Raw genomic sequence first — 10,923 nt, forward strand, 5'->3', positions numbered from 1 at the left:
CGCCAGGTTCGACAACGACAGGATCCAGTTCGCCGCGCAATACAGCTTCTGAAACCGAACGAACCTCAATCTCTCTCTCGTGAAAAAGGCCGCTGGCGTCCGAAAGGATGCCAGCGGCCAACTCGTCTGGCGGGCCGGGAAAGCCGGGGATCGCGGCTTGCGACCGACAAAGGAAAAAGGCCCCGGCGCATAGGTTCATGCGCCGGGGCCATCGTTTTCCCCTATGGACGGAAGCATGAAATCGAACGGTGGTTTGGTATATTCTGCGCCTATCCGAATTGGAGGAGAACCACGGAAATGTTCGACAAGCTGGCAATCACCGCCCTGGCGCTGATATTGGCCGCGGGCGGCGCAACCGCCCAAGAGCAGATCACATTGCGCTTTGCCCATCTTTTCCCGCAATCCCATTATTTCTGGGAACATGGCGGCAAGGTCTTCGTCGAAGCCCTTGAGGCCAAGACCGACGGCAAGGTCGAGACCAGCGTCTTCCCGGCGGCGCAGCTCGGCAAGGACTCGCTGGCGGTGCTGCAATCGGGCCTGGCCGACATCGTGACGCTGGTGCCGTCCTACAGCCCCGACAAGCTGCCGCTGACCTCGGTTTCCGAATTGCCCGGCTTTCACGACACCACCTGCGAGGGGGTGGCGAAGCTATGGCACATCATCCAGGACGGCGCGCCGCTGGACCAGGCGGAATACGCGCCGCAGGGCCTGCATCCGCTGTTCGTCGCGCATCAGCCGACCTACAAGGTGCTGACCTCGAAAAAGCAGGTCCGCGCGATCGGCGACCTTGCCGGGCTGAAGCTGCGCGCCAACGGCGCGGCGATCGGCAGCCTGGTGCGCGGCGCCGGCGCCGTGCCGGTCAGCATGAGTTCGGGCGAGGTCTTCGACGCCATGATGCGCGGCACCGTCGACGGCACGCTCCTGCCCTATTACACCCTGCCGATCTATGGGCTCGAGGACGTGGTGGACTATGCCTATGAAGGCGCGGAGCTGGGCGGCGGCTCGGTCGTCTTCGCCATGAGCGACAAGGCCTGGCAGGCGCTGCCCGACGACATGAAGACCCGCTTCACCGAGGCCGCGGCCGAGGCGCAGGACAAGCTTTGCTCCTACCAGGACGAGCTGGAAAAATCCGTCCGCGACGAATTCGCCGCCGGGGACAAGGTGACGATCTCGTCCGCGTCCGAGGCGGACCTGGCCGAATGGCAGCAGCATTTCGACAAGAACGCGGCCGATTGGGCGCAGGGGATGGAAAAGCAGGGCCGGCCCGGCCAGGCGATCCTGGATGCCTTCAAGTCCGGGGCGCAATGAAAAATGGCCCCGGAAGGGGCCATTTCCTCATGCGATCCGCGGTCAGTTGCCGGCGCCGGCGGCCTCGAACGCCTTCAGCACCTCGGTGCCGGGGCGGCCGCTCTGGTCCAGCCGCGCCGCCCAATCCGCCGCCACGCCCGCGGTCAGCGCGTTCCAGCGCGCCGCCTCCTCGGGGGTCAGCGCATTGACCGCAAGCGTGCCCGCCTGGACATAGCCGTCGCGGATCTTGTCCTCCTCGCGGTCCTGATAGGCGCAAAGGTTCTGCTGCGCCTTCTGGCCGGCCTCGGTCATCGCCGCCTTCACCTCGTCGGGCAACCCGTCCCAGGTCTGCTGCCGGATCGCGTAAAGCACCGCGGCCGAGCCGGCATGGAAGCCCTCGGTGGTCTGGTGCAGCACCTCTTGCAGGCTGAAGGGCGGCACGCCGACCCAGATATAGATCGCGCCGTCCACCGTGCCGCGCGACACGGAATCGTAGAACTCGCCCGCCTGCACCTGCACCGGCGCGGCCCCCAGCGCCCGCACCGAATCCGCCTGCGCGCCGCCGACCGAGCGGATCTTGAGTCCGCGCAGATCCTCGAGGCTGCGCACCGGCTTCCTGGCGGTCATCAGCTTGTAGGGCGGCGGCACCGCCACGAAAAGCACATGCAGGCCAAGCGCCTCGTATTCCTTCTGGTCCAGCAGGCCGCCCTCTTGCGCCAGGGGCCAGAGCTTGCCGACCGCCTCGCAGGAGCTGCCGAAATAGCCCGGCAGTTCGGTGACGCCGGTCAGACCCAGCTTGTCGGGCGCATAGGGCGCGGCCACCGTCGCCATCTGCGCAAGGTTGCTGTTCAGCAGGCTGAGCTGGTCCTTGCCCAGCTGGCTGGCGTGGAAATCGGCGAAGGCGACCTTGCCGCCGGTCGCCTCGTTCACCGCATCGGCAAAGACCTTGCCGCCTTCCTGCCAAAGGTAATGGTTCTCGGGCCAGAGGTTCGAGAACTTGATGGTGGTGTCCTGTGCGGCCGCCCCTCCGGCCAGCGCCAGCGCGAAAAGCCCGGCCCAGGCCGGCCTGCGATAATTCGGCATGTCTTACCTCCCGTTGTCTTGTGCTTGATGGCGCCAGATTAGCAAGCCGGGAGCGGAAAAACGGTTTTATTTCCGTGCCATAGCAGGAAGCTATGGCACGGAAAGGCAGGCCCTGCGGGCCTCAGCCCCCCTGCGCCACGCCCCAGTCGCGCAGCACTTCGGCGGTATGGGCGCCGCGCGCGGGGGCCAGGCGCGCGATCCCGCCCGGCGTGCGCGAAAAGCGCGGGACGGGCTGCGGCTGCTCAACGCCCTCGACCTCGACCAGCAGGGACCGGGCGCGGTTCTGCGCATGGCCGCCCGCCTCGTCCAGCGTCAGCACCGGCGAGAAGCAGGCGTCCGTGCCCCCGAACGCCGCCGCCCATTCGTCGCGGGTCCGGGTGGCGAAGATCGCCTCGAAGCGCGCGCGCAGGCCGGGCCAATGGGCGCGGTCGTTGCGATCGGGCAGCGTGGCGGGGTCGAGGCCAAGCACCGACAGCATCTGGTCATAGAACCGCGCCTCGATGGCGCCCACGGCGACATATTTGCCGTCGCGGGTGGCGTAGCAGCCATAATAGGGCGCACCGCCGTCCAGCACGTTCGCGCCGCGCCGCGGGTCGAGCTGGCCCAGCTGGCGAAAGGCGTGGAACACGGTCAGCAGGCTGGATACCCCGTCGACCATGGCGCAATCGACCACCTGCCCCTGGCCCGAGCCTCTGGCTTCATGCACCGCCGCCAGCAGGCCGAAGGCCAGGTAGACCCCGCCGCCGCCGTAATCGCCCAGCAGGTTCAGCGGCGGCACCGGCGGCCCGCCCGCCGGACCGATGCGGTCCAGCGCCCCGGTCAGTGCGATGTAGTTGATGTCATGGCCCGCCATCTGCGCCATCGGGCCTTCCTGACCCCAGCCGGTGGCGCGGCCATAGACCAGCCTGGGATTGACCTTCCGGCAATCCTCGGGACCGATGCCCAGCCGCTCGGCCACGCCGGGGCGATAGCCCTCGATCAGGATGTCGGCCTTGCCGACAAGTTCCATCAGCGTGGCGTGGCCCTCGGGGCTTTTCAGGTCCAGCGCGACCGAGCGCTTGTTGCGGTTGCGCAGGTCGTATTTGTCGGGCAGGTCCAGCCCCAGGTCGACCTCGGCCAGCCGGTCGATGCGCAGCACGTCGGCGCCCAGATCGCCCAGCAGCATGCCGCAAAACGGCGTCGGGCCCAGCCCGGCCAGTTCGATGACCTTCAGTCCGGCAAGCGGTCCCATGGCGCGTCCTCAGCCCGGATTTTTCTTCAGCATCATGCCGGTGCGGCGGAAGGTCAGCACCATCTTGTCGTCCTGGTTGAAGCTGCGGGTCTCGAACTCGACGATGCCGGCATGGGGGCGCGACTTCGACTCGCGCTTGGAGACGATCTCGGTCTCGCTGCGCAGCGTGTCGCCGATATAGACCGGGTTGGTGAACTTGACGTCATAGAAGCCCAGGTTGCCTTGGGTGGTGCCCAGCGTGGTGTCGGCCACGGTGACGCCGCAGGCCAGCGACAGGGTGAACAGGCTGTTCACCAGCCGGCCGGGATGGCCCTGTTCCTTGGAATAGACCTCGTCCATGTGCAGCCAGGCCGAGTTGTAGGTCAGCGCCGAGAACAGCAGGTTGTCCGCCTCGCAGACGGTGCGGGTGATGGCGTGGCGATAGATGTTGCCCACCTCAAGCTCTTCGTAATACTTGCCGGTCGCCAGTTCGGTATAGTTCACGCTCATGGGTTTTCTCCGCTTGGCCGGGGGTCAGATGACGCCCTGGGATTTCAGGTTTTCGATCTCGTCGGCGCCCAGGCCCAAAAGGCCCAGCACCTCGGCATTGTTCGCGCCCAGCGTCGGCGCGGGCCTGTCCAGCCCCACCGTCGAGCCGGACATGCGGATCGGGATGCCGCTGCCCACCGCGTCGATCTCGCCCGCTTCCGGGTGGACCAGCGGCACGATGGCGCCGCTTTCGCGCAAGGCGGGGTCGGCCATCGCCTCGCGCGCGGTGCGGACCTTGACGCAGGGCACGCCGCGGCTGGTGGCCAGGGCATGGATCACCTGTTCGGTGGTCAGGTTGCGGGTCCAGGCCTCGATCATCCCGTTCAGCGCATCCGCATTCACCGCCCGCGGCCCACGCGTGGCATAGCGCGGATCCTCGATCAGCTGCGGCTGGCCCATGGCCTCAAAGATCAGCCCGGCCCATTTGTCGTTCGCCGCCGCGATCGAGACATGGCCGTCGCTGGTCCTGAAGATGCCAAAGGGCGCCAGCCGGGTCTGGTGGTTGCCGCTGCGCGCCGGAAAGCCCATGCGCTGGAACACGTCGAAATGCTCGAACGGCAAGAGCGAGGACAGGCAGTCCAGCATCGAGGTCATGACATGCTGGCCCTGGCCCGTGGCCTCGCGCTGGCGCAGCGCCGCCTGGATGCCGATCACCCCGTAAAGCGGCGCCAGCAGGTCGGCGATGGGCAGGCCGAAGCGGGTCGGCGGGCCGTCCTTGTCGCCGGTGGTGTCCATCACCCCCGACAGCGCCTGCACCACGATGTCCATGACCTTCAGCCCCGGATAGGGGCTGGGCCGCCCCATGCCGGTGATCGAGCAATAGATCAGCCGCGGATTGACCCCCTTGAGGCTGTCGTAATCCACGCCCAGCCGCTCGACCGTGCCGTCGCTGAGGTTCTCGACCACGATGTCGGACTGCTTGGCCAGTTCCTTGAAGAGCCGCAAGCCTTCGGCGGATTTCAGGTCCAGCGACAGGCTTTTCTTGGCCCGCGCCCGCGCCAGGATCGACAGCGACACGTCGCCTTCCTCCAGCGCGCCCAGGTGGATGCCGTCCTTGCCATAGAAGGGCGGGTTGAAGCGGGCGATGTCGCCGCCCTGAGGCGCCTCGATCTTGATGACCTCGGCCCCCAGCCCGGCCAGAAGCAAGGTGCAATAGGGCCCGGCCAGCGCCACGGTCAGGTCGAGGACGCGGATGCCCTCCAGCGGTCGGTTCGTCATCTTCTCCCCCTCCCCTTCCTGGCGTTCAGGCCGCGTATTCGCGGGCCAGCGCGATGATGTCGCGCGCGGTCTTCGCATGGGCGATGTCGATATGCTCGCCATCATACATGACCGAGGCCCGGCCTTGCGCCTGCGCCGCCTCCAGCGCGTCGATCATGCCCTGGTAGAAGGCCACCTCATCGGCCGTCGGCGTATAGGTGCGGTTGATGGTCTCGACCTGCATCGGGTGCAGCGCCAGCTCGCCCGACATGCCCAGCTGCCGGTCGAAGGCCGAGGCCTTGGCCAGCCCCTCCAGATCCTTGATCTGCTGCCAGATGCCGCCGATGGGCATCTTGCCGGCGGCGCGGGCGGCCATGACGACGCGGGACTTCATGTATTCCGACTCGCGCCCCTCGGGCGTCCAGACATATTTCAGCGCCCGGCCGACATCGGCGTTCTTGGCCGTCGCGCCGACGATCCCGGTCACGCGCGGGATCTGCGCGATCTCGTAACACAGCTGCATCGAGCGCGCCGTCTCCAACAGCGGGATCAGCCCGACCGAGCCGATGGGCAGGTTCGCCCGCGCCTCGGCTTCGGCGATCATGCAGGACGCCATATGCACGTCCTCGGGACCCCAGGGCTTCGAGATATAGATGCCCTCGACGCCCGGCTGCACCACGGCAAGGATGTCGTCCAGATCATAGATATGCGCGGTCCGGTTCACCCGCACCCAGATGCGCTGGCCTGCGGCGATCAGCTCGGGGATCTTGCGGGCGACCAGCTCGCGCGCGGCCAGCTTTTCGGCCGGGGGCACGCTGTCCTCCAGGTCCAGGATCAGCGCGTCGGCGCCGGCATTGGCGCCCTTGTCCAGCATGGATTCCTTGTTGCCGGGCACGAACAGGAAGGAACGGATCGGTTTCATCGCGGCACCTCAATAGGATTTCGGCAGGCCCAGCTTGCGCTCGGCGATATTGGACAGGATCAGCTGCGGCGTGACCGGGGCGATATAGCCGATCCAGGCCTCGCGCATGAACCGCTCGACATGGTATTCCTTGGCATAGCCGAAGCCGCCATGGGTCAGGATCGCGGTGTTGCAGGCCTTCATGCAGGCCTCGGAGGCCACCAGCTTGGCCGCGTTCGCTTCCGAGCCGCAGGACAGGCCCTTGTCGTAAAGCTCGGCCGCGGCCAGCAGCATCAGGTTCGCCGCCTCGAGTTCCGCCCAGTTGCGGGCCAGCGGATGCTGCACGCCCTGGTTCTGGCCGATGGGCCGGCCGAAGACCACGCGGTCCTTGGCATATTGCGTCGCCAGCTTCAGCACCGCCCGGCCGATGCCGACCTGCTCGGCGGCGACGAAGACGCGCTCGGCGTTCATGCCGTGGAAGATGTATTTCAGCCCCTTGCCTTCCTCGCCGATCAGGCTGTCCCTGGACACCGGCAGGTTGTCGATGAACAGCTCGTTCGTATCGACGGCGGCGCGGCCCAGCTTGTCGATCTCGCGGATGTCGACATAGTCGCGATCGAGCTTGGTATAGAACAGGCTCAGCCCCTCGGAATGCTTCCTGACCTCCTCGATCGGCGTGGTGCGGGCCAGGATCAGCATGTGATCGGCCTGCTGCGCGGTCGAGATGAAGACCTTCTTGCCCGAGATCAGGTAATCGCCGTTCGCCTGCTTCCGGGCCGCCACCTTCAGCTTGGTGGTGTCGAGGCCGGTGTCGGGTTCCGTCACAGCGAAACAGGCCTTGACCTCGCCCCGTGCAAAGGGCGGCAGCCAGCGCTGCTTCTGCTCCTCCGTGCCGAAATGCACCACCGGCTGCAGGCCGAAGATGTTCATGTGGATGGTCGAGGCCGCCGCCTGCCCGCCGCATTCCGCCACGGTGCGCAGGAACAGCGCCGCCTCGGTCACGCCGAGGTTGGCGCCGCCGAATTCCTCTGGCATGCAGATGCCCAGCCAGCCGCCATCGGCCACCGCCTGGAAGAACTCGTGCGGGAAGGCGTGGTCGCGTTCCTTCTTCAGCCAGTATTCCAGCGGGAAGTTCTCGCAGATCTTCTCTGCGGCATCGACGATCGCCTGCTGGTCGTCGGTCAGTAGATAGCCCATTGCCCTCTCTCCTCGGCGTGGCTCGATCAGGGTCCGATCAATTTTCTAACACTCATTAGGCACCTTGCCGTCCATGGGTCAACGAATCTCGGCGCCCTCGCCCGGCGCGAAAGGCTGCCCCGAGCCGTTCCATAGGTTCATGCTATGGCCAGACCCGCACCGATGCGGCGCAGCGGGATGATATTGCCTTGTTATTGCCTCCACCCCGGAGCATCGGGCGCCTTCCATATGAAAATGTTATATCAGCAATCCACAACATATATTTGCATTATGCGGCGCCGCGATGCCATGACTGCTGGCGACAGTTCGCCCGATGCGGACACAGCTGGCACGGATCATCACCATGTTTGACCAACGCACCGACGAATATCAGGACATCCGCGATGCGGTCCGCGCGCTTTGCGCCGAGTTTCCCGACGAATACCACCGCAAGATCGACGAGGCCCGCGCCTATCCTGCGGAATTCGTCGATGCGCTGACCCGCGCCGGCTGGATGGCCGCGCTGATCCCCGAAGCCTATGGCGGCTCGGGCCTGGGCCTGACCGAAGCCTCGGTGATCATGGAGGAAATCAACCGCTCGGGCGGCAATTCCGGCGCCTGCCACGGCCAGATGTATGTCATCAACACGCTGATCAAGCACGGCTCCGAGGCGCAGAAGCAGCATTACCTGCCCCGCATCGCCACCGGCGAATGGCGGCTGCAATCCATGGCCGTGACCGAGCCGACCACCGGCTCGGACACCACCAAGATCAAGACCGTCGCGGTGAAGAAGGGCGACCGCTGGGTCATCAACGGCCAGAAGGTCTGGATCAGCCGGGTGCTGCATTCCGACCTGATCATCGTGCTGGCCCGCACCACGCCGGTCGAGCAATGCAGGAAGCCCTCGGAAGGCATGTCGATCTTCATCGTCGATGCGAAAGCGGCACAGGCGAACGGCCAGCTGGTCGTCAAGCCGATCCCGAACATGGTCAACCACGAAACCAACGAGCTGTTCTTCGACAACCTGGAAGTGCCCGAGGAAAACCTGATCGGCACCGAAGGCCAGGGCTTCAAGCACCTGCTCTCGGGCCTGAATGCCGAACGCGTGCTGATCGCCGCCGAATGCATCGGCGACGGCTACTGGTTCACCGACCGGGTGGTGAAATACGTCAACGAGCGCGTGGTCTTCGGCCGCCCCATCGGCCAGAACCAGGGCGTGCAATTCCCCATCGCCGAGGCCTTCATCGAGGTCGAGGCGGCGAACCTGATGCGCTTCAAGGCCGCCGCGCTCTACGACGCCGACCAGCCCTGCGGCGCCGAGGCGAACATGGCGAAATACCTGGCCGCGAAATCCAGCTGGGAGGCGGCGAACGCCTGCATCCAGTTCCACGGCGGCTTCGGCTTCGCCAACGAATACGACGTGGAACGCAAGTTCCGCGAGACCCGGCTCTACCAGGTGGCGCCGATCTCGACCAACATGATCCTGGGCTATGTCGGCCAGCATGTCCTCGGCATGCCCAAGAGCTACTGATGGGCGCGCTTCCCCTTTCGGGGCTCACGGTCGTCGCCATCGAGCAGGCCGTCGCCGCCCCCTTCACCAGCTCGCGCCTGGCCGATGCGGGCGCGCGGGTGATCAAGATCGAACGGCCCGAGGGCGATTTCGCCCGCGGCTATGACGACGTGGCGCAGGGCCAGTCCAGCTATTTCGTCTGGCTGAACCGCGGCAAGGAATCGGTCACGCTGGACCTCGGCTCGGACGCCGGCAAGGCGGAACTGGCGCGGCTGCTGGAGGGCGCCGACGTGCTGGTCCAGAACCTCAAGCGCGGCGCGCTGGCCAAGCTGGGCTTTTCCTTCGAGCGGCTGGCGCGCGACTGGCCCCGCCTGATCACCTGCTCGATCACCGGCTATGGCGAGGACGGCCCGATGGCCGACCGCAAGGCCTACGACCTGCTGATCCAGGCGGAATCGGGCCTCTGCTCGATCACCGGCGGTCCCGACGAGCCGGCCCGCGTCGGCATCTCCATCGTCGACATCGCCACCGGCGCCACCGCCCATGCCGCCATCCTCGAGGCGCTGATCGCCCGCGGCGTGACCGGCAAGGGGGCGAATATCTCGGTCTCGATGTTCGACGTGATGGCCGACTGGCTGACCGTCCCGCTTCTGAACCACGAGGGCGGCAAGTCGCCGAAGCGGCTCGGCATGGCGCATCCTTCGATCGCGCCCTACGGCGTCTTCACGGCGCGGGACGGCGGGCAGGTGCTGATCTCGGTGCAAAGCGACCGGGAATGGCGCAAGCTGGCCGAGCTGTTCCTCGGCCGGCCGGAACTGGCGGGCGACCCGCGCTTTGCCACCAATGTCGCCCGCGTGGCGAACCGCGCCCAGACCGATGCCGTGGTGGCCGAGGGCTTTGCCCGCATGACGGCCGAGGGTGCCATCGCGGCGCTGCTTCAGGCCGAGGTGGCGCTGGCCTCGGTCAGCGACATGGAAAGGTTGTCGAACCACCCGCATCTGCGGGACACGCCGAACGGCCCGGTCCGCTATCCCGCCCCGGCCGCGATCTTCGCGGGCGAGGCCCGCCCCTACGGCGCGGTGCCGGCGCTGAACCCCCTCGATGCGGCCGCCTCGCGGCTGGCCGAAGAAGCAACAGGAGCAATTGCATGAGAATCCTCGTGCCAGTGAAGCGCGTGATCGACTACAACGTGAAGGCCCGTGTGAAGGCTGACGGGTCTGGCGTCGATCTTGCGAATGTGAAGATGTCGATGAACCCGTTCGACGAGATCGCGGTCGAGGAGGCGATCCGGCTGAAGGAAAAGGGCGTGGCCGAGGAGGTGATCGCCGTCTCGATCGGCGTCAAGCAGGCGGCGGAGACGCTGCGCACGGCCTTGGCGATGGGCGCCGACCGGGCCATTCTCGTCACCGCTACGGATGACGTGCAGCAGGACATCGAGCCCTTGGCGGTGGCGAAGATCCTCGCCGCGGTGGCCAAGGCGGAAGGCACCGAGCTGGTCATCGCCGGCAAGCAGGCCATCGACAACGACATGAACGCGACCGGCCAGATGCTGGCGGCGCTGCTGGGCTGGGCGCAGGCGACCTTCGCCTCGAAGCTCGAGATCGACGGGGGCAAAGCGAAAGTCACCCGCGAGGTCGATGGTGGCCTCCAGACCATCGCGGTGGCGCTGCCGGCGGTGGTCACCGCCGACCTGCGGCTGAACGAGCCGCGCTACGCGAGCCTGCCGAACATCATGAAGGCCAAGAAGAAGCCCTTGGAGGAAAAGACCGCCGCCGATTACGGCGTCGACGTCGCGCCGCGGCTGGAGGTGGTCTCGGTGCGCGAGCCCGAGGGCCGCAAGGCCGGCATCAAGGTCGGCTCGGTGGACGAGCTGGTCGGCAAGTTGAAGGAAGCGGGGGTGATCTGATGGCTGTTCTGCTGCTTGGGGAAGTGACGAACGGGGTGCTGAACCGCGACGCGACGGCGAAGGCGGTGGGCGCGGTCAAGGGCCTGGGTGATGTCACGGTGCTC

General features: G+C 66.6%; 11 protein-coding genes and 1 pseudogene. 5 read left to right on the forward strand and 7 right to left on the reverse strand.

Annotated features, from left to right (window positions below; translation table 11 throughout):
- The coding region (locus IT40_RS29795) for a hypothetical protein (protein ID WP_208855416.1) at positions 1-199 on the reverse strand (199 nt) is incomplete at its 3' end.
- A 98-nt stretch (positions 200-297) separates the two neighbouring features.
- Between IT40_RS29795 and IT40_RS25085 the strand changes: the two genes are divergently transcribed.
- Positions 298-1,308, forward strand: coding sequence for a TRAP transporter substrate-binding protein (locus IT40_RS25085; RefSeq protein ID WP_036760870.1), 1,011 nt, complete (start codon positions 298-300; stop codon positions 1,306-1,308).
- 42 nt (positions 1,309-1,350) lie between these two features.
- Here IT40_RS25085 and IT40_RS25090 read toward each other — a convergent pair whose 3' ends face one another.
- The 6 genes from IT40_RS25090 to IT40_RS25115 all read right to left on the reverse strand — a co-directional run bounded on the left by IT40_RS25090 (position 1,351) and on the right by IT40_RS25115 (position 7,424).
- Positions 1,351-2,370, reverse strand: a complete 1,020-nt coding sequence (locus tag IT40_RS25090; protein WP_036760872.1) for a TRAP transporter substrate-binding protein — start codon at positions 2,368-2,370, stop codon at positions 1,351-1,353.
- Between the two features lie 121 nt (positions 2,371-2,491).
- A complete protein-coding gene (locus IT40_RS25095; RefSeq protein WP_036760874.1) occupies positions 2,492-3,601 on the reverse strand; it encodes a CaiB/BaiF CoA transferase family protein in 1,110 nt (369 codons plus the stop codon).
- A gap of 9 nt (positions 3,602-3,610) precedes the next feature.
- On the reverse strand, positions 3,611-4,090 hold the full coding sequence (locus IT40_RS25100) for a MaoC family dehydratase (RefSeq protein WP_036760877.1): 480 nt from the start codon (positions 4,088-4,090) through the stop codon (positions 3,611-3,613).
- A gap of 24 nt (positions 4,091-4,114) precedes the next feature.
- Positions 4,115-5,347, reverse strand: a complete 1,233-nt coding sequence (locus IT40_RS25105) for a CaiB/BaiF CoA transferase family protein (RefSeq protein WP_036760879.1) — start codon at positions 5,345-5,347, stop codon at positions 4,115-4,117.
- A gap of 25 nt (positions 5,348-5,372) precedes the next feature.
- Positions 5,373-6,248, reverse strand: a complete 876-nt coding sequence (locus IT40_RS25110) for an HpcH/HpaI aldolase/citrate lyase family protein (protein WP_036760882.1) — start codon at positions 6,246-6,248, stop codon at positions 5,373-5,375.
- A gap of 9 nt (positions 6,249-6,257) precedes the next feature.
- On the reverse strand, positions 6,258-7,424 hold the full coding sequence (locus IT40_RS25115; RefSeq protein WP_036760885.1) for an acyl-CoA dehydrogenase family protein: 1,167 nt from the start codon (positions 7,422-7,424) through the stop codon (positions 6,258-6,260).
- A gap of 343 nt (positions 7,425-7,767) precedes the next feature.
- Between IT40_RS25115 and IT40_RS25120 the strand changes: the two genes are divergently transcribed.
- From IT40_RS25120 to IT40_RS30365, 4 genes and pseudogenes are all read left to right on the forward strand, one after another.
- Positions 7,768-8,934, forward strand: a complete 1,167-nt coding sequence (locus tag IT40_RS25120; RefSeq protein WP_036760892.1) for an acyl-CoA dehydrogenase family protein — start codon at positions 7,768-7,770, stop codon at positions 8,932-8,934.
- Positions 8,934-10,064, forward strand: a complete 1,131-nt coding sequence (locus IT40_RS25125; protein ID WP_036760887.1) for a CaiB/BaiF CoA transferase family protein — start codon at positions 8,934-8,936, stop codon at positions 10,062-10,064. Before IT40_RS25120 ends, IT40_RS25125 begins: the two co-directional genes overlap by 1 nt.
- The gene (locus IT40_RS25130) at positions 10,061-10,819 is read left to right on the forward strand and encodes an electron transfer flavoprotein subunit beta/FixA family protein (RefSeq protein ID WP_036760890.1); all 759 of its coding nucleotides are present in this window, start codon (positions 10,061-10,063) and stop codon (positions 10,817-10,819) included. Before IT40_RS25125 ends, IT40_RS25130 begins: the two co-directional genes overlap by 4 nt.
- A pseudogene (locus IT40_RS30365) lies at positions 10,819-10,923 on the forward strand (electron transfer flavoprotein subunit alpha/FixB family protein); the annotation flags it as partial. The gene IT40_RS25130 and the pseudogene IT40_RS30365, both read left to right, overlap by 1 nt.

Origin of the sequence: Paracoccus versutus (assembly GCF_000763885.1) — a bacterium.
GTDB classification, from domain to species: domain Bacteria; phylum Pseudomonadota; class Alphaproteobacteria; order Rhodobacterales; family Rhodobacteraceae; genus Paracoccus; species Paracoccus versutus.

Coding starts and splice junctions, on each gene's coding strand:
- IT40_RS25130 (WP_036760890.1), top strand. CDS start 10,061: ATGAGAATCCTCGTGCCAGTGAAGCGCGTGATCGACTACAACGTGAAG.
- IT40_RS25090 (WP_036760872.1), bottom strand. CDS start 2,370: ATGCCGAATTATCGCAGGCCGGCCTGGGCCGGGCTTTTCGCGCTGGCG.
- IT40_RS25115 (WP_036760885.1), bottom strand. CDS start 7,424: ATGGGCTATCTACTGACCGACGACCAGCAGGCGATCGTCGATGCCGCA.
- IT40_RS25120 (WP_036760892.1), top strand. CDS start 7,768: ATGTTTGACCAACGCACCGACGAATATCAGGACATCCGCGATGCGGTC.
- IT40_RS25095 (WP_036760874.1), bottom strand. CDS start 3,601: ATGGGACCGCTTGCCGGACTGAAGGTCATCGAACTGGCCGGGCTGGGC.
- IT40_RS25125 (WP_036760887.1), top strand. CDS start 8,934: ATGGGCGCGCTTCCCCTTTCGGGGCTCACGGTCGTCGCCATCGAGCAG.
- IT40_RS25110 (WP_036760882.1), bottom strand. CDS start 6,248: ATGAAACCGATCCGTTCCTTCCTGTTCGTGCCCGGCAACAAGGAATCC.
- IT40_RS25100 (WP_036760877.1), bottom strand. CDS start 4,090: ATGAGCGTGAACTATACCGAACTGGCGACCGGCAAGTATTACGAAGAG.
- IT40_RS25085 (WP_036760870.1), top strand. CDS start 298: ATGTTCGACAAGCTGGCAATCACCGCCCTGGCGCTGATATTGGCCGCG.
- IT40_RS25105 (WP_036760879.1), bottom strand. CDS start 5,347: ATGACGAACCGACCGCTGGAGGGCATCCGCGTCCTCGACCTGACCGTG.